This is a genomic window from Kribbella sp. NPDC043289, from assembly GCF_056436705.1.
In genome coordinates, this window is sequence record NZ_JBWKCB010000003.1 from 580,764 (window position 1) to 604,691 (window position 23,928).

The 23,928-nt window shown below is 69.8% G+C and carries 22 protein-coding genes; 10 read left to right on the forward strand and 12 right to left on the reverse strand.

From position 1 onward, the window contains the following. The first annotated feature begins 322 nt into the window (after window positions 1-322). The 4 genes from AC0662_RS21110 (at window position 323) to AC0662_RS21125 (ending at window position 4,427) form a co-directional block, all read left to right on the forward strand. Window positions 323-1,897 carry an LCP family protein gene (locus AC0662_RS21110; RefSeq protein WP_452197483.1) on the forward strand — a complete coding sequence of 525 codons (1,575 nt, stop codon included), beginning with the start codon at window positions 323-325 and terminating at the stop codon, window positions 1,895-1,897. An 81-nt stretch (window positions 1,898-1,978) separates the two neighbouring features. Then, on the forward strand, window positions 1,979-2,944 hold the full coding sequence (locus AC0662_RS21115; RefSeq protein ID WP_478302606.1) for a hypothetical protein: 966 nt from the start codon (window positions 1,979-1,981) through the stop codon (window positions 2,942-2,944). Window positions 2,945-2,978: 34 nt separating this feature from the next. Beyond that, window positions 2,979-3,437, forward strand: coding sequence for a hypothetical protein (locus tag AC0662_RS21120; RefSeq protein WP_478302608.1), 459 nt, complete (start codon window positions 2,979-2,981; stop codon window positions 3,435-3,437). A 30-nt stretch (window positions 3,438-3,467) separates the two neighbouring features. Beyond that, window positions 3,468-4,427 carry an acetylxylan esterase gene (locus AC0662_RS21125; RefSeq protein WP_452197478.1) on the forward strand — a complete coding sequence of 320 codons (960 nt, stop codon included), beginning with the start codon at window positions 3,468-3,470 and terminating at the stop codon, window positions 4,425-4,427. On the opposite strand, the gene AC0662_RS21130 is transcribed toward AC0662_RS21125, so the two are convergent. Together AC0662_RS21130 and AC0662_RS21135 are read right to left on the reverse strand one after the other, a co-directional pair. Further along, the gene (locus tag AC0662_RS21130) at window positions 4,407-5,078 is read right to left on the reverse strand and encodes a response regulator (protein ID WP_478302610.1); all 672 of its coding nucleotides are present in this window, start codon (window positions 5,076-5,078) and stop codon (window positions 4,407-4,409) included. The two genes, AC0662_RS21125 and AC0662_RS21130, sit on opposite strands and share 21 nt — an antisense overlap. Beyond that, a complete protein-coding gene (locus tag AC0662_RS21135) occupies window positions 5,075-7,012 on the reverse strand; it encodes a sensor histidine kinase (protein WP_478302612.1) in 1,938 nt (645 codons plus the stop codon). Before AC0662_RS21135 ends, AC0662_RS21130 begins: the two co-directional genes overlap by 4 nt. 7 nt (window positions 7,013-7,019) lie before the next feature. On the opposite strand from AC0662_RS21135, the gene AC0662_RS21140 reads away from it, so the two are divergent. The 3 genes from AC0662_RS21140 to AC0662_RS21150 all read left to right on the forward strand — a co-directional run bounded on the left by AC0662_RS21140 (window position 7,020) and on the right by AC0662_RS21150 (window position 12,093). Beyond that, window positions 7,020-7,388: a hypothetical protein gene (locus tag AC0662_RS21140; RefSeq protein WP_452197473.1), complete on the forward strand. Its 369-nt coding sequence runs from the start codon at window positions 7,020-7,022 to the stop codon at window positions 7,386-7,388. Between the two features lie 30 nt (window positions 7,389-7,418). Continuing rightward, window positions 7,419-10,586: a BTAD domain-containing putative transcriptional regulator gene (locus AC0662_RS21145; RefSeq protein ID WP_478302614.1), complete on the forward strand. Its 3,168-nt coding sequence runs from the start codon at window positions 7,419-7,421 to the stop codon at window positions 10,584-10,586. An 82-nt stretch (window positions 10,587-10,668) separates the two neighbouring features. Then, window positions 10,669-12,093 carry an FAD-binding oxidoreductase gene (locus AC0662_RS21150; RefSeq protein ID WP_452197469.1) on the forward strand — a complete coding sequence of 475 codons (1,425 nt, stop codon included), beginning with the start codon at window positions 10,669-10,671 and terminating at the stop codon, window positions 12,091-12,093. On the opposite strand, the gene AC0662_RS21155 is transcribed toward AC0662_RS21150, so the two are convergent. Genes AC0662_RS21155 through AC0662_RS21165 form a run of 3 tightly spaced genes read right to left on the reverse strand, consistent with a single transcriptional unit; the run spans window position 12,071 to window position 13,346 of the window. Further along, window positions 12,071-12,475: an N-acetyltransferase family protein gene (locus AC0662_RS21155; protein WP_478302617.1), complete on the reverse strand. Its 405-nt coding sequence runs from the start codon at window positions 12,473-12,475 to the stop codon at window positions 12,071-12,073. The two genes, AC0662_RS21150 and AC0662_RS21155, sit on opposite strands and share 23 nt — an antisense overlap. A gap of 1 nt (window position 12,476) precedes the next feature. Next, window positions 12,477-13,058 (reverse strand): class I SAM-dependent methyltransferase, encoded by a 582-nt coding sequence (locus tag AC0662_RS21160; RefSeq protein WP_452197465.1) that lies wholly within the window; start codon window positions 13,056-13,058, stop codon window positions 12,477-12,479. A gap of 54 nt (window positions 13,059-13,112) precedes the next feature. Beyond that, a complete protein-coding gene (locus AC0662_RS21165) occupies window positions 13,113-13,346 on the reverse strand; it encodes a hypothetical protein (protein ID WP_478302619.1) in 234 nt (77 codons plus the stop codon). Window positions 13,347-13,427: 81 nt separating this feature from the next. Between AC0662_RS21165 and AC0662_RS21170 the strand changes: the two genes are divergently transcribed. Then, window positions 13,428-14,387 carry a hypothetical protein gene (locus AC0662_RS21170; RefSeq protein WP_478302621.1) on the forward strand — a complete coding sequence of 320 codons (960 nt, stop codon included), beginning with the start codon at window positions 13,428-13,430 and terminating at the stop codon, window positions 14,385-14,387. A 91-nt stretch (window positions 14,388-14,478) separates the two neighbouring features. Here the strand turns inward: AC0662_RS21170 and AC0662_RS21175 are convergent, their stop codons facing one another. Further along, entirely contained in the window at window positions 14,479-15,345 is an 867-nt protein-coding gene (locus AC0662_RS21175) for an HIRAN domain-containing protein (RefSeq protein ID WP_478302623.1), read from the reverse strand. Window positions 15,346-15,577: 232 nt separating this feature from the next. Here AC0662_RS21175 and ilvA point away from each other — a divergent pair, with 232 nt between their 5' ends. Continuing rightward, window positions 15,578-16,870, forward strand: coding sequence for a threonine ammonia-lyase IlvA (gene ilvA / locus AC0662_RS21180; RefSeq protein WP_452197458.1), 1,293 nt, complete (start codon window positions 15,578-15,580; stop codon window positions 16,868-16,870). On the opposite strand, the gene AC0662_RS21185 is transcribed toward ilvA, so the two are convergent. The 6 genes from AC0662_RS21185 to AC0662_RS21210 form a co-directional block, all read right to left on the reverse strand. Further along, a complete protein-coding gene (locus AC0662_RS21185; RefSeq protein ID WP_478302625.1) occupies window positions 16,867-17,316 on the reverse strand; it encodes a hypothetical protein in 450 nt (149 codons plus the stop codon). The genes ilvA and AC0662_RS21185 overlap by 4 nt on opposite strands. A 95-nt stretch (window positions 17,317-17,411) precedes the next feature. Further along, a complete protein-coding gene (locus tag AC0662_RS21190; protein ID WP_130386717.1) occupies window positions 17,412-17,654 on the reverse strand; it encodes a helix-turn-helix domain-containing protein in 243 nt (80 codons plus the stop codon). Between the two features lie 5 nt (window positions 17,655-17,659). Beyond that, window positions 17,660-19,081, reverse strand: a complete 1,422-nt coding sequence (locus AC0662_RS21195) for a rhamnulokinase (RefSeq protein ID WP_478302628.1) — start codon at window positions 19,079-19,081, stop codon at window positions 17,660-17,662. 10 nt (window positions 19,082-19,091) lie between these two features. Next, entirely contained in the window at window positions 19,092-21,125 is a 2,034-nt protein-coding gene (locus tag AC0662_RS21200) for a bifunctional aldolase/short-chain dehydrogenase (RefSeq protein ID WP_478302630.1), read from the reverse strand. Window positions 21,126-21,131: 6 nt separating this feature from the next. Then, a complete protein-coding gene (rhaI, locus tag AC0662_RS21205; RefSeq protein ID WP_452197451.1) occupies window positions 21,132-22,295 on the reverse strand; it encodes an L-rhamnose isomerase in 1,164 nt (387 codons plus the stop codon). 14 nt (window positions 22,296-22,309) lie between these two features. After that, window positions 22,310-22,642: an L-rhamnose mutarotase gene (locus AC0662_RS21210; RefSeq protein ID WP_452197449.1), complete on the reverse strand. Its 333-nt coding sequence runs from the start codon at window positions 22,640-22,642 to the stop codon at window positions 22,310-22,312. A gap of 201 nt (window positions 22,643-22,843) precedes the next feature. On the opposite strand from AC0662_RS21210, the gene AC0662_RS21215 reads away from it, so the two are divergent. Beyond that, window positions 22,844-23,914 (forward strand): LacI family DNA-binding transcriptional regulator, encoded by a 1,071-nt coding sequence (locus tag AC0662_RS21215; protein ID WP_452197448.1) that lies wholly within the window; start codon window positions 22,844-22,846, stop codon window positions 23,912-23,914. Window positions 23,915-23,928 lie beyond the last annotated feature (14 nt).

The window sequence follows — 23,928 nt, forward strand, 5'->3', positions numbered from 1 at the left end:
GGGAGCTCCGGTTGCTTTCTGGGGGTGCAACCCCCAGAACCCGCCCGGCGGGGCTTCGCCCCCCGGACCCCCCAAACGCGCGTGGATGCCCCTTGGCCGCCGGTGAGCGCTGACCGGTTGTGGTGCTGTCGCGGGTGGTTGCTGTGCGTGGCGAGTGGATTCTTGGGTGTGTCGACCGGGGGATGTGTACGCTGGCGACCAATCGACGGGGGTCGTCTGCTTCACGTCAACCAACTGGGTGCCGTGGGCGTCTGAGTTACCGTGGGTCGCTGCGTGCGGCCGGCGGAAAGGTCGTCACGTCGTCGATCAGGGAAACGGAGCCATGTCGCGGAGCACTCGCGCAGCCGGCCGGAGGGCGGCACCTCGTGCCAACCGGTCCCGCCCCCGTTCGCACCGGGCCCGCACCGCGTCGAAGGCCATCGGCCTGACCCTGGTCAGTGCCCTGCTCCCGGGGTCGGGACTGTTGCTCGGCGGCCGGAAGAAGCTCGGCGCGTTCGTCCTGACGATCAGCGCCGGCCTGCTGCTGATCGCCGCGTACGTCGGTCTCACGCATCGCGACTCGGTGCTCGCGCTGGCGGTCTCGCCGCGCCAGCTGCTGATCGCGACCGGGGCCGTCGTGCTGCTCGGTGTCGCCTGGATCTGGGTGGTGGTCGCCTCCCACAAATTGATCCGGCCGGTGAGCATGAGCTACACCGGCCGGCTCGCGGGGTCGATGTTCGTCGGACTGCTCTGTTTCGCGATCGCCGTACCGACGACCGTGGCCGCGCAGACCGTGATGGCGCAGCGCGACCTGGTCGGCAGCGTGTTCCAGTCCGAGGGCAACTCGAAGTCCGCGACCCGGCCGAAGGTGAGCAACGCGAGTGACCCGTGGGCGAAGACCCCGCGGCTGAACCTGCTGCTGCTCGGTGCCGACGACGGCGTCGGCCGGACCGGTGTCCGGACCGACACGGTGATCGTCGCGAGTATTGACACCAAGACCGGTGACACCGCGCTGATCTCGCTCAGCCGGAACTGGATGCGGATGCCGTTCCCGGCGGACTCGCCGCTGCACAAGGTGTACCCGGACGGCTTCTGGGACTCGAGCAAGGGCAACACCGAGCAGCCGGAGTTCTACCTGGACGCGATGTACGACAACGTCCCGAGGCAGCACCCGGGCATCCTCGGCCAGACCGACAACGAGGGCGCGGACGTGGTCAAGCTGGCCGCGAGCGCCGCGCTCGGCCTGGACATCGACTACTACATGCAGGTCAACCTGGCCGGCTTCAAGCAGATCATCGACGCGATCGGTGGCATCACCGTGAACGTCAACTACCGGGTCCCGATCGGCGGCGACTACGGCGCCGGCCCGGGCTCGAACAGCGAGAAGAAGCCGAGCAGCTACATCGAGCCGGGGCCGAACCAGAAGCTCGACGGGTACCACGCGCTGTGGTTCGCGCGAGGCCGCTACGGCCTCAGTGACCCGTCCCGGCAGGAGCGTCAGCGCTGCACGATCCACGCCCTGGTGAGCAGCGCCAACCCGGCGACGCTGGTGACGAAGTACCAGCAGATCGCCGCGGCCGGCAAGGAGCTGCTGCGCACCGACATCCCGCAGGAGATCCTGGGCGCGTTCATCCAGCTCGGCCTGAAGGTGAAGAACGCCAAGGTCACCAACATCGACCTGGACAAGAACAAGAACTTCCCGACCGGCAAGAACCCGGACTACACGGCGATGCGGCAGATCATCCAGAAGGCGATCGCCCCGAAGGCGGCGACCAAGCCGACGACCAAGCCGACCACGAAGCCGACCACCAGCACCTCCACGAAGAAGCCCACCACGCCGAAGGCGACCGTGACGCCGGGGGCCGCGGAGAACCTGGCCGACGCCTGCGCCTACAACCCCAGCCAGACCGGCAACTGACGTCCCGCCCTTCCCCCGAAGTGAACCCTTCCGGGGGAAGGATTGGGACAAAGTGAAGATGAGTCACACCTGGGGGTGGCTGTGAGGCGTTCGATGGCGGTCGTGGTCGGAGTTGCGGTCCTGGCCTGCGCGGGCTGCGGGAGCAAGGCGGAGAGCGGCGAAGCGCCGGCAGCAGGCGGTACGACGACCCAGTCGAGTGCACCACCCTCGTCGGCGGCACCCACCCCGACGCCGACGCCGACCCCGGTGGCGCTGTCGGTCCCGATGTACCAGCGCGCGCTGACGAACGTCGAGAAGGTCCTCAAGCCGTCCGTCGCGCGGGTGATGAACGCGCAGACCGTCGCGGCCTTCGACGCGGCCCGCGCGCAGCTCGCGAGCGCCGTCCTGATCGAGCGCAACGAGCTGGCGAAGATCACTCCGCCGAGCGGCCTGGTGTCGGCGCATCCCGCCGTACTGGATGCCTTCGACGCCTATGCCGGGGACGTCAGTACCAATCTGGGCAAGGCCGGCGAGACGCGCACCGGGTGCGGGTTGCCGAAGGGCCCCGAGGTGCGGCTGTACGAGGCGAAGGACGGGGTGCGGACGGCGTTCGCCGGGCTCGCGCAGAGCGTGCAGACGTCGATCGGCCGCGGTGTGAAGTTCGGCGCGGTGTCGGTGCCGGCCAAGCCTTCGGCGCCGGCGGTGATCGGCGGCCGGGGCGAGAACGGTGACGTGTTCCAGCGGTCCGGTTCGCGCGGGTCGAACACGCTCAAGATCAACAACGCGGGCGCGGACGCGGTCATCGTGGTGACCGCGAGCAGCCCGAAGACACCGCAGGCCTCGATCTACGTCCGGGCGAACAAGTCCGCGACCCTGAACGGGATCCGCGGGTCGTTCTGGGTCTACTACAAGACCGGGACGAACTGGGACGCGAAGTACCACCGGTTCACCGAGGACTGCTCGTACTCGAAGTTCGACCGGCGCCTGGACAGCGGCTACGTCTGGACGATCAGCCTGTCGAAGACGCCGTTCGGCAACGCGACGACGTCCGAGACCGACGCCTTCTGAACCGGCCGCCCGGGCTGGATGAGATCCTGTGGCGATGCGTACGACGTACCGGATGCGGGCAGGACGGTTCCTCGGGATCCTGGCTGCCGGGCTGATCATTCTCGGGGTGGCCGCGGTGCTCTGGGCACTGGGGCTGCCCTCGGTCGCGGTGTCGGTGTTCGTCACCCTCGGCGGAATGATCGCGATCGCCGGGCTGTACATCCTGGCCCGGCCGCCGAAGGTCGCGCGGCTCCGCGACACCGACATCGAGGTCCGCGGCGTCCGCACCCCCTGGACCGACGTCACCGAGGTCGGCCGGGTGGAGACCACCCACGGCGAGGCGATCGTGCTGCGCACCAAGCAGCCCGAGCACCCGATCCTGCTGCCGGTCTCCTGGCTGGTGCCCGGTCAGGTCACGTCGCTGGAGAACACGCTGCGCGACAAGCTGAACGCGGCGCACGGGTACACCATCTGGGACGGCACTGCACCGGACGACACCGACAGCGCAGAATGAGTCAGCTGCGTTCTAGGTGAGGAGTTCCGGGTGCTGTCCTTCGAGATGTCGTACGACGAGCTGCTGGCGTACCAGGGCACGAATCCGCGACCGGCGGACTTCGACGCGTTCTGGGACAAGGCGCTGCTCGACCTCGAGTCGGTCCCGGCCGATGAGGAGTTCGTCGACGCCACCGACTTCCCGCTGACGACCGCCGTCGCCCAGCACGTCTACTTCACCGGGACCGGCGGGTACCGCGTGCACGCGAAGGTACTGCGGCCCGCGGAGCCGACCGGCCCCGCGGTCCTGCTGTTCCACGGGTACGGCGGTGAGCAGCCGAAGTGGGTCGAGCTGCTCCCCTACGCGGCGCGCGGGTTCACCGTGGCGGCGCTGGACGTGCGCGAGCAGGTCGGGTTCCGGACTCCGTCGCAGGAGGCCAACAGCTTCTCGCTGCAGCACCACCTGGTGCACGGACTCGACGCCGGACCGGACGGACTGCTGTACAAGCACGTCTTCCTGGACACCCGCCGGCTCGCCGACATCATCGGCGCGCTGCCCGAGGTCGACGCGGCGCGGATCGCGACGACCGGGTGGAGCCAGGGCGGCGGGTTGTCGCTGGTGGCGGCCGCGCTGACGCCGACGATCAAGTACACGGCCAGCGTCTACCCGTTCCTGTGCGACTACCAGCGGACCTGGGACCTCAACCTGGAGACCGGCCCGTACGACGAGATCGTCACCTGGTTCCGCAAGCGCGACCCGCGGCACCTGCGGCAGGACGAGGTGTTCACGACCCTCGGATACATCGACGTGCAGCACCTCGCGCCGCGGATCCGGGGCGAGGTGACGCTGTTCGTCGGGCTGGAGGACCAGATCTGCCCGCCGTCGACGCAGTTCGCGGCGTACAACAAGATCCAGTCCGTCAAGGAGTACCGCCAGTACCCCGACTTCGGCCACGACGACCTGCCGGGCGCGCACGACGACATCTACCAGCTAATCGGCGCCAAACTCTGACGCCGTCCGGGTTCCCAGGCCGGCGTCCCGGGCGCGGGAGAAGGCTTCGGCCCGGCCGGCGACGTGCAGTTTGCTGAACACGTTCGACACGTGGTTGCGGACGGTCTTGTCGCTGACCACCAACTGCCGGGCGATCGCGGCGTTCGTCAGGCCGCGGGCGACCAGGTCCAGGATCTCGCGCTCGCGGTCGGTGAGCTCGGGGAACGGCGCGACTTCCGGGCCGGGGCGGCCGGCGGCGAAGTACGCCAGCACGCGGCCGGCGATCGCGGAGGAGAACACGACCTCGCCGTGCGACACCCCGTCCAGCGCCCGGCCGATCTCGGCACGGTCGGCGCCTTTGAGCAGGTAGCCCCGGGCGCCGGCTCGCACCGCGGCGAACACCGATTCGTCGTTCTCCAGCATCGTCAGCACCAGTACGGCGATCTGAGGATGCCGCTCGGTCACCCGGCGGGTCGCCTCGACGCCGTTCAGCACCGGCATGTGCAGATCCATCACGACGACGTCCGGCACCAGCTCACCGGCCAGCCGGACCGCCTGCTCGCCGTCCGCGGCCTCGCCGACCACTTCCTTGCCGGGCATCGTCGAGATCGCGGTCACGAGTCCTTCGCGATAGAGCGGATGGTCGTCGACGACAAGCACCCGAACCGTCATGACGCCTCCTTCGGCAGCAGCGCGGTCACGGTCGTTCCCGGCGGCCCGGAGACGATCAGCAGTTGTCCCCCGAGTTCCTCGGCCCGCTCGCGCATCGACGACGTACCGACACCTGGTCGTGGTCGATCAGGCAGGCCGCGACCGTCGTCCACGACCTCGATCCGCAGGTAGCCGTCCGCGTCGCACACCCGGACGCCCACCGAGTCCGCGCCCGAGTGCCGGACCGCATTCCCGATCGCCTCACCGGCGATGTTGTACGCCGCAACCTCAACGGCAGCAGGCAATCCGGCGATCTCGTCCGTGACGACGTGAACCCTTGTCGTTGCCGTGGACAACCGATCGCCGAGTTCCCGGACCGCGGCCGCGAGCCCGAGTTCGTCCAGCATCGGGGGCCGCAGTTCGTGCACCAGCGCCCGCACGTCCGCGACCGCCGCGTTCAGCCGGGGCACGAGACGGTCGAGCAACCGGCCCGCGGCCTCGGGGTCGTCCGGCGCGAGGTCGCGGGCGGTCTCGACATGCAGGGCCAGCGCCGCCAGCGATGGACCGATGCCGTCGTGCAGATCGCGACGCAACCTCCGGCGTTCTTCTTCCCGCGCGACGACGACGGCCTCGCGAGCGCGCTGCGCTTCTCGTGCGAGCAGGACTGTGTGCGCCGCGACGGCAGCCTGCGTTGCGAGTTCGTCGAGCGCGCGGAGCTCGTGGCCGTCGAACTCGGCCGACCGAGTGACGGTGAGCGCACCGAACCGTTCCCCGGCGTACTCCAGTGCGACGGTCGTCCCAGTCCGCGAGCCTCCGCCGTACGACGTGATCGATCCGTCTCGCAGCGCGATCGTGGCCCGCTGCGCGCGCAGGGATCGCGCGACTTGTTCGACCACCGATGGCAGGACCCGCTCGGACAGGTCGTCCGGCGTGGTGGCTGCCGCGAGTCGGGCCCCGAGTCGCGCGAGTACGGCGTACGGCTCGTCGACGTCACCGTGGACCAGCCGATTGACGTGTCGTTGCAGCCAGGACCGCAACGGCAGCGCCGCCAGCGCGACGATCGTTGTCGCGAGGATCGGCGTACCGGTGGTGGCTCCGAGCCGATCGCCGACCAGCCAGACCGTGACGGCGTACAGGGCCACGACGAGTGTCGACAGCCCGCCGTACACCAAGGCTCGGGAGATGACGATGTCCACGTCCCACAGGCCGTAGCGCAGTACGGCGATGCCGATGGCGATCGGAAGCGGCAGCATGGCCAGTGCGGCGACGGCACCCGTACTCGCGTTCGGGAGCAGCCGCGCAACACCGAAGAGGACCACCGTGCACGCGTAGCCGACGAGGACCCACTTCAGCTGCTGCCGTTCCAGATCCGCGGCCCGCCGCCACCTGACGACGAGCGCGACGAAGCCGGTCACGACAGCGACGACGAGAAGCACGCCGGCGATCGCCGCGGTGACAGGTTCGCCGACCGCCGGCACGGCCAACGGATTCCGCGCACCCCGCAGCGCCTCCGGGAAGTCCTGCGAGTTGTACGGCGTGAGCGCCCAGATCACCGTGATGACGCCAACCGCGCTCGCGTTCAGCAGGAATGCGAACCGCGACTGCGGCCGACCGTCCGGAAGGAGGACCGGGAGCAGGACTGCGATCGCGACGTAACCGGGCGCCCACAGCCAGGCACCGATCCACGTCGTCCAGTTGTCGCCGGACAGCGCCCCGATCTCGGAGCACAGCAAGGCCACACCCTGAGTCAGCGCGACGCCACCCAGCACGATCTGGATCCGGCGAGTATCGGCCCGCCGCAGCACGACGCAGACGAGGCCGTACGTGACCGCGGCCGCCACTTCCATCAACCAGAACGACGGGCCCATCGCGCGCCCTGCCGCCGCGTTCACCGCATGCAGGCCGGCGCCCACCAGTCCGGCGAGCACCGCGAGTACTCCGATGACAACCCCCATGACCACCATGACAAGCACACGATCCACTACTCGCCGGCGGCCGTCCGCGGCCGTCGTCACCGCCTCGGTCCTGCTCGGGCTGATCGCGCTGGTCGGCGGCTACGGAGCGATCTACTTCACCGGCCTGGAAGGCTGGGACGGCATCGCGAAGAGCTTCGTCGTCGCGTACGAGTTCCTGACCCTGACCGGCTTGGTCGCCGTGGCAGCGTTCCTGCGCGGCCACCGCCTCGGCCGTCCGGGCGTCATCCTCTACGCGACGTGGATGATTTACTTCACGGCGTTCAAACTCATCGCGTTCCAGGAGATCCAGGCGATCCCGTTCGGCCTGATGGCCCTCGTCGCTCTGGTGTGCGCGACACGTCCCTCCGCGCGCTGACCCGGTTTACCCTCGTCGGGGGAGGGTGTTGTGCGCATTCAGTTGCTCGGGGGATTCGGGATCGATCGCGGCGGCGTGCCGGTCGACGGCCGCGCCTGGCGGCTGCGGAAGGCCCGGACGCTGGTCAAGATGCTGGCGTTGGCTCCCGATCAGCGGTTGCACCGGGACCTGCTGATCGAGGAGTTGTGGCCGGATCGGCCCCCTGCCTCGGCAGTGAACAACCTGCATCAGGCCTTGCACGTCGCCCGCCGGGTGCTTGCGGGTGACGCCCCGAACGACGGCCTGCTGGAGTTGCGGGACGAATTCGTCGTGCTGCGGGCCGGTGAGCCGGTCGAGGTCGACGTACGGACCTTCGAGCGGCTGGCGGTGGCCGCGCGGGCGAGTGGCCGGCTCGCCGAGCTGCGCGCGGCGGTGGGTGCGTACGGCGGTGACCTGCTGCCGGAGGATCGGTTCGAGGACTGGGCAACGCGGCCGCGGGAGGAGTTGCGGGCGAGCTTCAGCGATCTGCTGGTCGAGTTCGCCGACGCGGCTGCCGCGGATGGACACGAGGTGGAGGCGTACGACGCTCTGCAGCGGGCGCTCGGCATCGATCCGCTGCACGAGCGTGGCGTTCGGAGCCTGATGCGCCGGCTGGCTGCGATGGGGCGGTCGTCCGAGGCGCTGGCGCAGTACGAGCGACTGCGTGGCGAACTGCGGACGACGTACGGCACCGATCCGGATCCGGAAACGCAGCGGCTCTATCGCGATCTGCTGACCGGCAGCGTCGAGGAGCCGTCGACGGTACCGCGGCACAACCTTGCGCCGGCGTTGACGAGCTTCGTCGGTCGCGAGCGGGAGATCGCGGACGTGCATCGCCTGCTGGAGCGGGGCCGGCTGGTCACCCTCACCGGCGTGGGTGGTGCCGGCAAGACGCGGCTCGCCGAGGAGGCGGCGCGCCGGCTGCTCGACTCGTACACGGACGGGATCTGGATCGCGGACCTGGTGCCGGTCGCGGATCCCCGGCTGGTCGCGGACACCGTCGCGGCGGCACTCGGGCTCGATCCCGCCGCGGGTTCGGACTCGTTGCGGATCCTGACCACCCGCCTTGCCCGCCGCAACCTTCTGCTGGTGCTCGACAGTTGCGAACACCTGCTCGCCGCGTGTTCCGAACTCGCCGGCGCCGTACTGCGGACCTGTCCCGGCATCACGATCCTCGCGACCAGCCGGGAACCCCTGCACGCGCAGGGCGAAGTGACGTTCCGGGTGCCCTCGCTCGAACTCCCGGAGCCCGACGACGCGGCGGATCCGGTCCGGCTGGAGACCTTCGCGTCGGTCCGGCTCTTCGTCGAGCGGGCCCGCGACGTGCGCCCCGGATTCGTCCTCACCGCGGACAATGCCGCGGCCGTGGTGGAGATCTGCCGGTGCCTCGACGGCATCCCGCTCGCGCTCGAACTGGCTGCGGCCCGCGCGTCCCACCTGGAGCCGGCGGAGATCGCGGAACGCCTCGGTGACGCCCTCCCGCTGCTCACTCGGCACGGCGAGATCACCCGGCACGCCACGTTGCGGGCCGTGCTCGAGTGGAGTCACGCGTTGCTGTCGGACGACGAGCAGGTGGTACTTCGGCGGCTCGCGGTCTTCGCCGGCAGCTTCGCGCTCCGGTCGGCCGAGGAGGTGTGCGCGGACGAGCGGATTCCCGCCGCGGAAGTGCTGGATCACCTCGGCCGGTTGGTCGACAAGTCCTTGCTGCAGGTCGATCACGACGGTCCGCGCTCCCGCTACCGCCTCCTGGAGACCATTCGGCAGTTCGCCCGGGAGCGGCTCGTCGCGGCGCGGGAGCTCGAGCAACTCGCGGCCGCGCACTGCCGGCACTTCCTGGAACTGGCGCTCGACCAGGACCCCGAGCGGGCCGGCGTCGTCGAACGACCGCAACTGCTCGACGTCGACCACGACAACCTCCGGGCCGCGCTCGGCTGGGCCCTGCGCAACGATCACGACCAGGCCTTGCTGCTCGGGCTCGGCCTGTCGCAGTACTGGCTGGCGCGCGGTCATTTCGCCGAGGGCGCCCATTGGCTCGAACGCATTCTCGCGGTGGCCGTCGAACCGTCCCGCGAACGGACCCGGGCGATCTTCGTCCTCGCGATCCTCGACGCACGGAGCGGCCTGAGCGACCGACTGCCCGGCCTCGGCGACCGGGCGGTCGCGGTCGCCGAACAGTCCGGCGAACCGGTCGACCTGGTGTCCGCCCGGGTACTGCGAGGCACGCTCCTGCTCGGCAGCGGCGACCTGAACGAGATCGAACGGACCGCCGCGGATGCGCTCGACGAGGCCGACGCCTTGGGTGCCGCGGCCGTGGCCGCCACCGCGGCAGGGCTCGCCGCGATGGTTGCCCTGTTCCGCGAAGACGGCGTACTCGCGCAGGGACGCTTCGCCGAATGCTTGCGGCGACTGAGCCTGATCGACGCGGCGGTGGCGCCGTTCTTCCCGGCCGTCACGATGTGTCTGCCGCTGGCTCCGGTGGCCGGGTCGATGGTTCCGGTGTTCGAGGAGACGTTCCTGCTCGGCCGCCGGGTCGGTGCGTTGCGCGGCCGCGGCTACGCCTGGTCCGCGTTCGCGGACGCCCATCGGTTGGCCGGTGACCTGGGCGGCGCGCTCGACGCCGTACGGCGGTCCGTCGACGCCTTCGCCGCGGTCGACGACGCCGCCGGGCTCGGGCACGCGCTCAACCACCTGGGCTGCATCGAGCGTGATCAGGGCCTGTTCGACCCGGCCGAGGAGCATCTCCGCGAGGCGTTGCGGATGCGCGAACAGCTGGGAGATCGCCGGGGCGAGAATCTGACCCTCGCGAACCTCGGTCTGCTGTCCGCCGCCGCGGGTGATTTCGAATCGGGCCGGCGCCTCACCAGGATCGCCGTCGATCGCGGCGACGCGGTCGACGACCGTCCCGGGGCCGCGGGCGCACTGCTGGACCTGGTCGTCGTCGAGCTGTTCGCGGGCGAACGCCGTACCGCTCGGGCGCTCGTGGAGCAGGCCGTCGCGGCCTTCCGCCCGCAGGGCTACCTGCGGCTCGAGGCGTGGGGGCGGCTGATGGCCGCCGAACTCGCCGCGGACGACGGTGACACCCAGGCACGCGATAACCACGGGCGGGTTGCCGCCGAGCTGTTCACGAGGCTGGGCTGCCGGATCGGGATCCCCCGGACGGCGGCGTTGATGGCCCGCTAAGTCACGCTAAGCCACCGCGAAGGCGGCGTTCCTAGCGTCGTTGGTGTCCAGGAAAAACCTGGTTCGACGCTTAGGAGTGGATATGACAACGACGCAAGCGCGACAGGACGCTCTCGGGGAGGCCACGCTCGGTGAGTTCGCAGAGGGTCTCCGTGGCGAGCTGGTCCGCCCGACCGATCCGTCGTACGACGAAGCTCGGTCGATCTGGAACGCCGCGCACGACAAACGGCCCGCGCTGATCGTGCGGTGCCACGGGGCCGCCGACGTCATCCGCGCGGTCGAGTTCGCGCGCAGTGAAGGACTGGCGCTCGCGGTCCGCGGCGGCGGGCACAGCATCCCCGGCTTCTCGACGACCGACGGCGGCCTGGTGATCGACCTGTCGCCGATGAACACCGTCCGGATCGACCCCGACCGACGCCGGATCGTGGCGCAGGGCGGGTGCACCTGGGGCGACGTCGACGCCGAGTCGCAGGCATTCGGGCTCGCGGTCACCGGCGGTCTGGTGTCGACCACCGGGGTCGCCGGCTTCACGCTCGGCGGCGGGATCGGCTGGCTCGTACGGCGTGCCGGCCTCGCCTGCGACAACCTCGTCGGCGCAGACATCGTCACCGCGGACGGCCGGTACCTGCACACCAGCGAGGACGAGAACCCCGAACTGCTGTGGGCGCTGCGGGGCGGCGGCGGAAACTTCGGAGTGGTCACGTCCTTCGAGTTCCGCGCCCACGAGGTCGGTCCGATGGTCCACGCCGGCCTGGTCTTCTACCCCGGCGACCAAGCAGCCCAGGTACTGCGTGGTTTCGGTGCGGCGGCGGGATCCGCACCGGACGAGTTGTCGCTGGCAATCAACCTGACCACCGCGCCTCCGTTGCCGTTCCTCCCCGAGGAGATCCACGGCAAGCCGATCGTCGCCGTCCTCGGGATGTACTCGGGGCGGACCGAGGACGGGGACGCGGCGACCAAGCCGTTCCGCGAACTCGCTCCGGTGGTGGCCGATCTGTTCGGGCCGATGCCGTACACCGCGATGCAGACGCTGCTCGACCCGCTGTTCCCGCGCGGCATGCGGAACTACTTCCGCTCCGCGTTCTTCGGTGATCTCGGGCCGACGACCGTCGACGCCCTCGTCGCGGCGCACGCCCAGGTGCCCAACGGCGTGTCCGAGGTGCACGTCCACCATCTCGGCGGCGCGATGGGCCGGGTTCCCGCGGACGCCACCGCCTTCGGCACGCGGGACCACGAGTTCATCCTGAACGTCGTCGCCCGGACACCCGATGCCGAGGGGTACGACGAGGCAGTCCAGTGGGCCCGTTCCACCGCCGGATCACTCGGCCCGGACGCGGCGTCGTACGTGAACTTCACGGGTGAGACCAACGAGGACATCGTGCGGGCGTCGTACCCGAAGGCGACGTACGACCGGCTGGTCGCGGTGAAGAACACCTACGACCCGACCAACCTGTTCAACCTCAACCAGAACATCCGGCCGACGACTACAGCAGGAACCAGTAGTTGACGGTTGCGCCTTGGGTGGCGAGCCCGCCACCCAAGGCGTCGTACAGCCTGCGGGCCGGGACGTTGTCGGCGCCGGTGGTGAGAAACATCTTCGTCGCGCCGGCCGACCGGCCCGCACCGATGAACGCGGTCACCAGAGAGCGCCCAATGCCCTGGCTGCGCAAGGATTCGACGACCGCGAGGTTGTGCAGGTAGAGCATCGACGCGCCGTCGGGGCGCGGCAGCCGGTATCCCCAGCACCAGCCGGCGACCTGGTCGTCCACGGTGGCAACGAAGATCAGCGTGCCGGCGGCGTCCAGGTAGTCGACGTCGGCGTCGCCGTTCTGGAAGGTGCGGACGGCGCGCGCGAGCAGTTCCGCATCGGGGACGACGACCTCGACCATCTCACTTCCTCCAGGTGATCGAGTAGCGGAACATCAGATGGCGACGGTACGTCGACCCCGGGAGCACGTCGCTCGCCAGCGACCGCATCTCCGGATATGTCACCGGCGGCGGCCACACCATCGGCGAGGGATGTTGCCAGTTGCCCTTGACCGCTCGGTGCGCCTGGCTGACGGCGACGCCCGCGATCGCGTACGGAAGATCCTTCGGCAGCGTCTCGCGCGCGAGTCCGACCACTGCCAGGACTCCACCGGGACGCAGCAACTCAGCCATCCGCAGCAGCCCTTCGCGCGCGTCGACATGGTGCAGCGTCGCGACCGACGCGACCACGTCGTACGACGCGGGCTCCAATGGGTACTGCAGGAAGTCACCCTCGACGTACTGGATGTCGTCTCCGAATCCCCGCGCCAACTCGAGGCTCGGCGTATCGAGGTCGATTCCCGTGACCTCGGGGACGACGCGGCGCAGCCCGCGCGCGAGCATGCCCTCGCCGCAGCCGATGTCGAGCGCTCGCTCGGCGCCGGGCGGGACGGCCTGGAGGATTCGCGGGTGGTAGTGGATGTTGTGGTTCCACCGTTGCCTCATCCGCCTATCCTTCACCGGCCGCGGATCACCAAGCTCGGATCACGTGGCCTTGGATCACCTGGCGTCCTGGAGAGCGGCGTCGATGGCGGCGGTCAGGGCCTGGTCGTCGTTGCCGCGCCAGGTGTGCTGCTCCGCACACATCCACTGGTCGGGCTCCGGCGGGATCACACAGCCGAACAAGCGAACCTTGCCGGCCGCGGCCGCGTTGCGCGCGACCTGCGTGGGCAGGCCGTACAGGATCGGCACTCCCTGTTGTCCACAGACCGGGCACTCCGCTGCGTTCGCCATACGGCCAAAGTACGTCAACCCCGGCCGACGTACGATCGAGGTTCGCCCGCCAGAGGGTCGGCGGAGGTAAGGGAGATGGTTGTGGCAAGGCTCTTCGGGTTCAGGTCGGCCGAGCAGAAGGCGGCGGACGCCCGTGGTCAGTGGTGGGACCGGATGTCCAGGATGGTGCAGAACTACACCGGGCGCCCGCTGCGCGACGACGCGAACCGCTTCCACGGCTCCGACCCGGCTGTGCTCCGATCCGCCGTCTGCGACGCCATGGCCGACGTCTACGCCGGGGAGTTCAGGCATGTGGGTCTGGTCCGGGGAATGGCCAGGCAGGTGGCCGTGCAGGATGTCGACAACATGATCGCGTCCAGCAAGGTCCCCGACGCCGACCGAGCGATTCTCGATCAGCGGGCGGCCGGCGAGCCCCAGCCCGCCGACATCCGCGACACTGTCCGGCAGGTCGCGGCCGTCGGCTTCACCGAGGCCCTCGGCAACCATCTCGGCAACAGCCCCGGCGCCCCGGCCGTCGCCCGGCACATCCTGTCGGAATCGGGCGGCGCAGGACCGCAGACCACCCCGATCCGGACCGCCGCGACCATGCTCTTCGAGTCGTCGCCGCAGGCGCAGGCCATGATCCCGCCCGAGCAGCACCAGAACGCGATCTCCAGCATCCAACTGGCGATGGAGAACGAGGCCAGGATGCTCGACAACACGACCCGGGACCTCTTCGGACACTCCGGGCTCCCGTCACGCCCGTTCGAGCAGACTCTGGACGAGACGCGCAGGCTCGGCGGCGACATCGCCGAGGCCGGCATCGTGGCCGTGGACCGGATGGCGCATCCGCCGGCGCCGACCGGCCAGCCGCTGGTGTCGCCGGCCGTCGACGTCCACACCGCGCAGGCCGCCGCCTCGTCGGGCGTCGCCTCAGCCGCCGGCGCGCCGGCCGGCGGTTCCGGACGACCGGACAGTACGTCGACGGGCGCGCGCGACCCGCGTCTGGACCACCGCCTGGATGCAACGAAAGCCGACCGCTCCGGCGCTCGCGAAGCCTGATCTCGCGTGCGCCGACACGGTCGGCCTGTCCTCGTCGAAGTAGCTCCGCAGTACCGGCCTGGTGAGGCATGGTCAGTACTGCGCAGCCGCCTTAGTTCGCTTCCTTGGTGGCCCAGTAGTGCCATTGCGGGGACGCGACTGGGGAGCGGGCCAGGCCGTCCGGCCAGGTGGCCGGCAGGTCGTGACTCCGTGCCGCGTAGAGGATCACCTCCGATGCGATCCGGTCGCCGCGCACGGCGACGCGGGCGGCGGTCTCGGCACGCATGTCGGACAGGTAGTGGATCGCCGGCAGGAACTCGGCGCTCAGCCGCGGGCTGAGCCGGCCGACGGGTTCGTCGTCGAGCCGGATCTCGACCACGATCCGGTGCCGGTCCTGAATGCTGTCCTCCTCCTCGATCGCGTGCATGGTGGCGTACGCCCAGCACTCGCCCTCCGCGCGGAAGAACGGCGCCAGGACGTCGGGATGCACCTCGCTGCCCGGGACGACGATGCCGCTGCCGGGCGGTAGCAGGTGAAAACTGCCTGGCGGGGGCAGATTCACCGGGACGAGCATGTGCGGCTGCCCGAGGGCGACCGCGACGTTCGCGTGGAACTCGGTGCCCTGGGTGCCCTTGCCGTCCCAGTCCGCCGGCTCCCATTCGCTCACCCACAAGTGGCACGGCACCTGCGGTCGCAGGCCTTGCTCCACCAGTCCTGACAGCACCGGGTGGTACCGGTGCGCGTCGTCCCTCGGCAGATAGCCGACAACCTTGCCCTGCACCCGGACGGCGATCGACCGCGGGTCGAAACGGTTGTGCGGTTCCGGGACGAGGTCCGCCTCGGTGTCCAGATCTGCGCCACGCGCCGGGATGGGGTCCGGGAACAGGCTACGGATCGCCTGCTCGTGCGGGGCCTCCCGCACGACTTCCTGACCACACCACAACGCGTCTCCCCACAGACTGAACGGAATCAGTTCCATCTGTGCCCTCCAGTCCTCACTAGACCGGCTTTGAACTGCTCATCTCTTCCAAGGCCCTGGTCGTTACACCGAGTGAGCGTATGAAAACTAGACTGCCCAGTGAAGGACCCTTTCACGCATGGTGCAAGAGTCTGATACGCAAAGCTATCCACCGGTCCGGACTCTGGACGCGAATCGTCTTGTGCAGCGAGCGAATCGGCGAAGATCGTGCAAATGCACGGGAAGGAACGTCATGCAGGGCAGCAGTTCAGGCGCTCGACCAACCCCTCCGGAGCTCGTTGACGGGGTCGACGCCGCGGCGATCGAGGCCGCCATCAAGCGCCTGGACGGCGTCGCCGTCCGGACCCCGTTGCAGCGCAACCTCCGGCTCTCCGAGCGCACCGGCGCACAGGTCTGGCTGAAGCGCGAAGATCTGCAGATCGGGCGTTCCTACAAGCTGCGCGGCGCGTACAACCTGATCGCCCAGCTGGACGACGCGGCCAAGGCCGCCGGTGTCGTCTGCGCGAGTGCTGGCAACCATGGTCAGGGGTTGGCGTATTCGTGCCACATCCTCGGCGTCCGGGGCAAGGTCTACGTCCCACGTACGACGCCGCGGCAGAAGCGGGACCGGATCGCGGCGCTCGGCGGCAAGCAGATCACGGTGATCGTCACCGGCGACACGTACGACGACGCGGCCGCCGCGGCACTCGCGGAGAGTGCGGCGACCGGGGCGACGATGGTGCCCGCGTTCGACGATCCGCGCACTGTGGCCGGGCAGGGGACGGTGGCCGTCGAGTTGGTGGAGCAGCTCGGGCACGCGCCCGACGTACTCGTCGTCCCTGTTGGTGGTGGCGGTCTCGTTGCGGGGGTTGCAACGTGGATCGCCGAGCGGCATCCCGGCGTACGGATCGTCGGCGTCGAGCCCGGTGGCGCGGCGAGTATGGCGGCCGCGCTGGCGGCCGGTGAGCCGGTGACGTTGCCGCAGCTCGACAGTTTCGTGGACGGCGCCGCCGTACGACGTGTTGGTGAAGTGCCACTTCCGCTGGTACGGCGGGCGGGTGTCGAGCTGATGTCGGTACCCGAGGGGCTGGTCTGCTCGGAGATGCTCGCGCTCTACCAGACCGACGGGCTGATCGCGGAGCCCGCGGGCGCCTTGTCGACCAGTGCCCTGGGCAACGGTCTCGACGTGCGCCCCGGCGAGACCGTCGTCTGCCTGCTCTCCGGCGGCAACAACGACGTCAGCCGGTACGGCGAGATCCTCGAGCGATCGCTGGTGTACGAAGGCCTCAAGCACTACTTCCTGGTGACGTTCCCGCAGGAGCCCGGCGCCTTGCGCACGTTCCTCGACGACGCGCTCGGCCCGGACGACGACATCACGCTCTTCGAGTACGTGAAGCGCAACAACCGCGAGACCGGTGTCGCGCTGGTCGGCCTGGAGATCAGCAGCCGCGACGACCTCCCGGGCCTGCTGGCCCGGATGGCCGCCACGCCGCTGGACATCGAGCGCATCAACCCGAACTCCCCCGAGTTCAGGTACCTGATCTAGTCAGCCCGCGACTGCCGCGCGTGCCGCGGGTCGTGCGGGTGACTGCCGTCGTCCCAGTTCGGCGGCTGGTCGGGCGATTCCGCGGTCTCTTCGCGGCTGTCGTCCGGCCACAGGTTCTGCGCGCGGTCGCGGTGTTCCTCGGACTCCGCGCGCGACTGCGCGGCAGCCTCGCGGTGTTCGCTCGCACCGGAGGTCAGCCGGCGCGCCTCGGCCGCCTGCTCGTCGGCGATCGCCTGCGCCTTGCGGGCCCGGGCGTCCACCTCGTCGGCGACGGCTTGCTGTTTCTCGGCCTGCGCGGCGCTCGCGCGGGCCTGCTGCTCGTGCTCGTACGCCGCCCGCTCGGCGCGATCCCGCGACCTGCGCGACATCGTGCCGGCGATCAGCGCGACCACGATGACCAGCACGGCCAGGGCGACGACGATCCAGACGATGGTCATTCCGTTCATCGGTCCTCCTCGGCTCGATGATCAGAACGTCCGGTACCCGGAGGCCGTCGCCCGCTAAACGCCGTGCTTCCGGCGCCCCGCAGCCAACGCCTGCCTCAGACGAGCCCGCGGCGGGCCGCCCAGACGATGGCTTCGATGGCGGTGCTGAAGCCGAGCCGGTCACAGATCAGGCGGGTCCGGCGACGGACGGTGCGTTCGGACAGGTCGAGGCGGCGGGCGACGCCGTCGACCGGGAGGCCGGTGGCGAGCAGCCGGAGCAGCTGCAGGTCGTCGTGGCTGATCTCGCGCGGCGGTACCCGGCGGGCGAGCGGTCGGAGTTCCTGGGGGAGGACGGTCATGCGAATCACCTTGTTCCGAACATCCGGGACTCGGCGGCGTCCCAGTCGGCCGGTTTGCCCTGCGGGTCGTAGCGCCGCAGAGAATGTGTGGACCGGACCAGGGCACGCATCGCGCGCAGATCCGGGAACGGCTCGCCGAGGGCGCGAGCTTGGACGAGAACGTTGCCGAGCGCGGACGCCTCGACGGGTCCGGCCAGGACAGGTACGCCGCAGGCGTCGGCGGTGAGCTGACACAGCAGCTCGTTCTGCGATCCACCACCGATCACGTGCAGTACGTCGACCACGCGGTCCGCGAGCGTCTGCGCCGACCGCAGGGTACGGCGGTACGCCAGCGCGAGACTCTCCAGGATGCACCGCACCACGGCACCGCGGGACCGCGGCGGCTCCTGCCCGGTCGCTCGGCAGTGCTCGTCGATCCGGGCCGGCATGTTGCCAGGAGCAAGGAATTCGGGAGCGTCCGGGTCGATCAGCACCGCGAACGGCGGCGCCTCGGCCGCGGCGCGCAACAGACCGGTGACGTCGTCGTCGCCCCAGACCCGTTGGCACTCCTGGAGGATCCACAGCCCCATCACGTTCCGCAGGAACCGGATCCGTCCGTCGACGCCGCCTTCGTTGGTGAAGTTCGCCGCCCGCGCCTCGTCGGTCAGCACCGGCGCGTCGAGCTCGAGCCCGACGAGCGACCAGGTCCCGGACGAGATGTACGCGAACCGCTCCCCCTCTGCCGGCACAGCGACCACGGCAGATGCCGTGTCATGCGATCCGACCGCGATGACCGAGATCTCCGGCGCCAACCCGGTCTCGTCGGGGAGCACAGTGCCGACGACATCACCGGGCTCCCGCAGTTCCGGGAACAGTCGGCGCGGCAATCCCATCCGCGAAATCAGGTCGTCACTCCAGTCCCGCGAGCGAACGTCGTACAGCTGGGTGGTTGAGGCGTTGGTGCGCTCGACGCCGATCTCTCCGGTCATCCAGTAGCTGAGGAGGTCGGGGATCATCAACAGGCTGTCTTCAGAGTCCAGCGTCTCGGTAGCGAGCTGGTAGATGGTGTTGAACGGGAGTTGCTGCAGGCCCGTCGCGGCGTACAGGTCCGCTGCGGGGATCTTCTGCAGGACCTGGTCCATCACGCCGTCGGTGCGGGAGTCGCGGTAGTGCACGGGGTTGCCCAGCAGGCCGCCCGACGCGTCGAGCAGTCCGTAGTCGACAGCCCAGGAATCGATCCCGAGGCTGTCGATCGAGCCGGCCAGCTGCAGTCCTTCGAGGATCGAGCGGTACAGGTGCAGGACGTCCCAGTGCAGCGTCCCACGCACCCGGACCGGCCCGTTCCAGAACCGGTTGAGCTCGCGCAACTCGAGGACGTGCGGACCTACCTCGCCGAGCATCACCCGCCCGCTCGACGCACCCAGGTCCACCGCGGCAACCCGCTTCACGGCCGCGCTCCTACCGCAGGAACGCGGCAGCCACGCCGGCGTCGACAGGCACGTGCAGACCGGTCGTGTGGGTGAGGTCGCCACCGGTCAACGCGAACACCGCGGCCGCGACGTTCTCCGGCAGCACCTCGCGCTTCAGCAGCGTCCGCCGCGCGTAGTACGCACCCAGCTCCTCCTCCGGTACGCCGTACACCGCGGCCCGCTTCGCTCCCCAGCCACCGGCGAAGATGCCGGAGCCACGGACGACGCCGTCGGGGTTCACGCCGTTGACCCGGATCCCGTGCTCGCCGAGCTCGGCCGCGAGCAGCCGGACCTGGTGCGCCTGGTCCGCCTTCGCGGCGCCGTACGCGACGTTGTTCGGGCCCGCGAAGACCGCGTTCTTGCTGGAGATGTAGACGATGTCGCCGCCCATCTCCTGGTCGATCAGGATCCGCGCGGCCGCCCGCGAGACCAGGAACGAGCCCTTCGCCATCACGTCGTGCTGCAGGTCCCAGTCGCGGTCCGTTGTGTCGAGCAACGACTTCGAGATCGACAGCCCGGCGTTGTTGACGATCAGGTCGACACCGCCGAACGCCAGCACGGCCTCGCGCAGCGCCGCCTCGACGGCGTCCGCCGACGACACGTCCGCGCCGACCGCGACCGCCACGTCGGACGAGCCGATCTCCTTGGCGACCGCTTCGGCCGCCGCCTGGTCCAGGTCCGCGACCACGACACACGCGCCCTCGGCCGCGAGCCGCTGCGCGATCGCCTTGCCGATACCCGACCCACCACCGGTCACGAACGCGACCCGGGTGGCCAGCGGCTTCGGCTTCGGCATCCGCTGCAGCTTCGCCTCTTCGAGCGCCCAGTACTCGATCCGGAACTTCTCCCGCTCGTCGATCGGCGCGTACGTCGAGACCGCCTCGGCTCCGCGCATCACGTTGATCGCGTTCACGTAGAACTCGCCGGCCACCCGCGCGGTCTGCTTGTCCTTGCCGAAGCTGAACATCCCGACGCCCGGGACGAGCACGATCGCCGGATCCGCACCCCGCATCGCCGGGCTGTCCGCCTCGGCGTGCCGGTTGTAGTACGCCGCATACTCCTCGCGATAGGCGGCGTGCAGTTCCTTCAGCCGAGCGACTGAGTCCTCGATCGACGCGGCGGCCGGAAGGTCCAGGACCAGCGGGCGGACCTTGGTGCGCAGGAAATGGTCCGGGCAGGACGTGCCGAGCGCGGCCAACTCGGCCAGCTTCTCCCGGGCGGTGAACTCGAGCACGACGTCGGAGTCGTTGAAGTGGCCCACCTGCGGCTTGTCGGTCGACGCCAGCCCGCGGATGACCGGCGCCAGCGCAGCGGCCTTCAGGCGGCGTTCCGTCGGGTCGAGCGGTTCGAAGCCGGCCACCACGGCACCGAACGGCTCCGCGACACCACGCTCGGCGAGGAAGCGTTCCGCCGTACGGATGATGTCGAGGGAGTTCGCCTCGCACTCCTCGGACGTGTCGCCCCACGCGGTGATGCCGTGGCCGCCGAGGATGCAGCCGATCGCCTGCGGGTTCTCGCGCTTGACGGCCGCGATGTCGAGTCCGAGCTGGAAGCCGGGGCGCCGCCACGGAACCCACACGACGCGGTCGCCGAAGCACTCCGCGGTCAGCTTCTCGCCGTCCGCCGCGGTCGCCAGCGCGATCCCGGAGTCCGGGTGCAGGTGGTCGACATGAGGGGCGTCGACCAGCCCGTGCATCGCGGTGTCGATCGACGGCGCCGCGCCGCCCTTGCCGTGCAGGCAGTAGTCGAACGCGGCGACCATCTCGTCCTCGCGGTCGACGCCCGGGTAGGAGTCGACCAGGGCGTTCAGCCGGTCGAGACGCAGTACCGCCAGGCCCTTGGCCGTCAGGGTGCCGAGGTCGCCGCCGGAACCCTTCACCCACACCAGGTCCACGGGCTGCTGCGTGACCGGGTCGGTCTCGGTGCCCTTGGCCGACGTGTTGCCGCCGGCGTAGTTGGTGTTGCGTGGATCGGCACCCAGTCGGTTGCTACGCGCAACGAGCTCGGCTGACGTGTCGGTCATCTCTGTTCAGGCTCCCCATCCGGCTTGCTGACCGTCGGCACGGTCCTTGGTGATCTGGTCGAAGTAGCCGCTGCGCTTGTACGCGGCGATCGGGTCGGCGTCCATGCCCTGGGACTCGCGCAGCTCCGCGAGCAGCGGCCGGACGTCGGTGTTGTAGGCATCCATCAGCGCCGCGTTCGCACCGAGGACGTCGCCTTCCTGCTGCGCCTTCCGCAGCGCGTCCCGGTCCACCAGCAGCGCCTTGGCGGTGGCCTCCTGGACGTTCATCACCGAGCGGATGATCGCGGGGATCTTCTCCTCGATGTTGTGGCACTGGTCGAGCATGAACGCGATCCCGGCGTCCGGGTCGAGCGCGTCGCCGCGGACGATCTCGTTCATGATCCGGAACAACTGGAACGGGTCCGCCGCCCCGACCATCAGGTCGTCGTCGGCGTAGAACCGGCTGTTGAAGTCGAACGCGCCGAGCTTCTTGGTGCGCAGCAGGAACGCCACGATGAACTCGATGTTGGTCCCCGGCGCGTGGTGCCCGGTGTCGATACAGACCGTTGCCTTCGGCCCCAGTTCGAGACAGTGCGCGTACGACGTACCCCAGTCCGGCACGTCCGTGGTGTAGAAGGCCGGCTCGAACAGCTTGTACTCCAGCAGCATCCGCTGGTCGTCAGCGAGCCGGTCGTAGACCTCCTTCAGCGCGGTCGCGAGCCGGTCCTGGCGGTCCTGGATGTCGTCCTGGCCCGGGTAGTTCGTGCCGTCGGAGAACCACAGCTTCAGGTCGCGGGACCCGGTCGCGTCCATGATGTCGACGCATTCGAGCAGGTGGTCGGTGGCCTTCCGGCGTACCGCGGGATCCGGGTTCGTGACGCTGCCGAGCTTGTAGTCGTCGTCCTGGAACACGTTGCTGTTGATCGCCCCGAGCCGGACACCCTGCTCCTTCGCGTACGCCGACAGCGCCGCGTAGTCGTCCACCTTGTCCCAGGGGATGTGCAGCGCGACGCTCGGCGCCACCCCGGTGTACTTGTGCACCACGGCCGCGTCGGCGATCTTCTCCTCCGGCGACCGCGGGACGCCGGGCTGGGAGAACACCTTGAACCGGGTGCCCGAGTTGCCGAACGCCCACGAGGGCAGCTCGATCTCCTGGCGGCTGAGGGCGGCCTTCACGGCTTCGGTCGTCATGGTGTCAGTCCCCTTCAGGAAGCTTGTGCGGACAGGTGGAAGATCTCGGGCAGCAGCTGGAACGACTCGTCCGGCGGCCGGCCGTCGGTTCCGCTGAAGAAGTCCGTCATCTGCGCCTGCCATCGGGTGTTCACCTCGGTCGCCGCCATCGCCTGCTGCGCCGCCTCCAGGTCCGCGGACTCGACGTACCCGATCAGCAGGCCGTCGGCGCGGAGGAACAGCGAGTAGTTGTGCCAGCCGGAGTCGCGCAACGCCGCCTGCATGTCCGGCCAGACGTCACGGTGCCGGTCGACGTACTCGTCGAGGCGGTCGGGCCGAACCTGCAGGCAGAAGCAATAACGATTCACTGCGTCACCTCTACCTGGGGCGGGCGGAGTCGATGAAAGGTTTCAACGACGTCCCCTGACGCTAAGTGCGAGCCCCCTGAGCCGTCAAGAGGCTGACCAGCTTTTGCGGCCGATCCCGGACCGGCGCTGCGGAGATTCGCCGGACACCGGGTATTCTTCGGCAGCTAAGACGTTTCAAGTGCGCAGGGAGGTCTCGGGTCCGTGGACGATGCCGAAGCCCTGCCCGAACGGACCCGGCGGCGCCGGGCCCCGAAGCCGCACGCGGCCGGCGTGAAGGCGGTCGCCGCCGCGGCCGGCGTCTCCCTGGGCACCGTCTCGAACGTGCTGAACCGGCCCGAGGTGGTCAGTCCGCTGACCCGGGCGAAGGTCGAGGCGGCGATGGCCTCGCTCGGCTTCGTGCGCAACGAGTCGGCCCGGCAGTTGCGCGCCGGTTCCAGCCGGATCCTCGCCTACCTGATGCTCGACGCCGGCAACCCGTTCTTCACCGACGTCGCGAAGGGTGTCGAGGAGGCTGCTCGCGCGGCCGGACTCTCGGTGTTCCTCTGCAACAGCAGCGAGGACGCGGACCGCGAGGCGGCGTACCTGGATCTGCTCGAGCAGCAGCGCGTCCAGGGCATCCTGATCACGCCGATCGACCAGAACTCGTCCCGCCTGCGCAAACTGCCCTCCCGCGGTACGCCGGTGGTCGTGGTGGACCGGGCCATCGACGACGCGGAGCACTGCTCGGTCGCGGTCAACGACGTACTCGGCGGGGAGCTCGCGATCGCGCATCTGCTCGAGCTCGGCCACCAGCGGATCGCGTACGTCGGCGGGCCGAACACCATCGGCCAGGTCATCGACCGGCGCGACGGCGCCCGGCGCGCGCTCCGGACAGCCGGCAAGCCCGCCACGGATCTCGTCGAGCTCACCACCGGCGCGCTCACGGTCGCCGAAGGTAGGGGCGCCGGGCAACGACTCGCCGGCCTCCCCGCGGACCGCCGGCCGACCGCCGCGTTCTGCGCGAACGACCTGCTGGCGCTGGGACTGCTGCAACAGTGCGTGAGCCTCGGGCTACGCGTCCCGGAGGATCTCGCGATCGTCGGGTACGACGACATCGAGTTCGCCGAGGCAGCCGCCGTACCGCTGACATCGGTGCGTCAGCCGCGCCAGTTGCTCGGTCGCACCGCCGCGGAACTCCTGCTGGACGAGTCGTCGAACCCCGACCACGAGCACCAGCGCGTCACCTTCACACCGGAGCTGGTCGTCCGGACATCCACCCGGGGCACCCTCTGAGCTCAGCCGGTCGC

What these genes read in the sequence shown, in the direction of transcription:
- AC0662_RS21110 (WP_452197483.1), top strand. Translation starts at nt 323, where the DNA reads ATGTCGCGGAGCACTCGCGCAGCCGGCCGGAGGGCGGCACCTCGTGCC.
- AC0662_RS21120 (WP_478302608.1), top strand. Translation starts at nt 2,979, where the DNA reads ATGCGTACGACGTACCGGATGCGGGCAGGACGGTTCCTCGGGATCCTG.
- AC0662_RS21130 (WP_478302610.1), bottom strand. Translation starts at nt 5,078, where the DNA reads ATGACGGTTCGGGTGCTTGTCGTCGACGACCATCCGCTCTATCGCGAA.
- AC0662_RS21135 (WP_478302612.1), bottom strand. Translation starts at nt 7,012, where the DNA reads ATGGGGGTTGTCATCGGAGTACTCGCGGTGCTCGCCGGACTGGTGGGC.
- AC0662_RS21140 (WP_452197473.1), top strand. Translation starts at nt 7,020, where the DNA reads ATGACAAGCACACGATCCACTACTCGCCGGCGGCCGTCCGCGGCCGTC.
- AC0662_RS21150 (WP_452197469.1), top strand. Translation starts at nt 10,669, where the DNA reads ATGACAACGACGCAAGCGCGACAGGACGCTCTCGGGGAGGCCACGCTC.
- AC0662_RS21155 (WP_478302617.1), bottom strand. Translation starts at nt 12,475, where the DNA reads ATGGTCGAGGTCGTCGTCCCCGATGCGGAACTGCTCGCGCGCGCCGTC.
- AC0662_RS21160 (WP_452197465.1), bottom strand. Translation starts at nt 13,058, where the DNA reads ATGAGGCAACGGTGGAACCACAACATCCACTACCACCCGCGAATCCTC.
- AC0662_RS21165 (WP_478302619.1), bottom strand. Translation starts at nt 13,346, where the DNA reads ATGGCGAACGCAGCGGAGTGCCCGGTCTGTGGACAACAGGGAGTGCCG.
- AC0662_RS21175 (WP_478302623.1), bottom strand. Translation starts at nt 15,345, where the DNA reads ATGGAACTGATTCCGTTCAGTCTGTGGGGAGACGCGTTGTGGTGTGGT.
- ilvA (WP_452197458.1), top strand. Translation starts at nt 15,578, where the DNA reads ATGCAGGGCAGCAGTTCAGGCGCTCGACCAACCCCTCCGGAGCTCGTT.
- AC0662_RS21185 (WP_478302625.1), bottom strand. Translation starts at nt 17,316, where the DNA reads ATGAACGGAATGACCATCGTCTGGATCGTCGTCGCCCTGGCCGTGCTG.
- AC0662_RS21190 (WP_130386717.1), bottom strand. Translation starts at nt 17,654, where the DNA reads ATGACCGTCCTCCCCCAGGAACTCCGACCGCTCGCCCGCCGGGTACCG.
- AC0662_RS21200 (WP_478302630.1), bottom strand. Translation starts at nt 21,125, where the DNA reads ATGACCGACACGTCAGCCGAGCTCGTTGCGCGTAGCAACCGACTGGGT.
- rhaI (WP_452197451.1), bottom strand. Translation starts at nt 22,295, where the DNA reads ATGACGACCGAAGCCGTGAAGGCCGCCCTCAGCCGCCAGGAGATCGAG.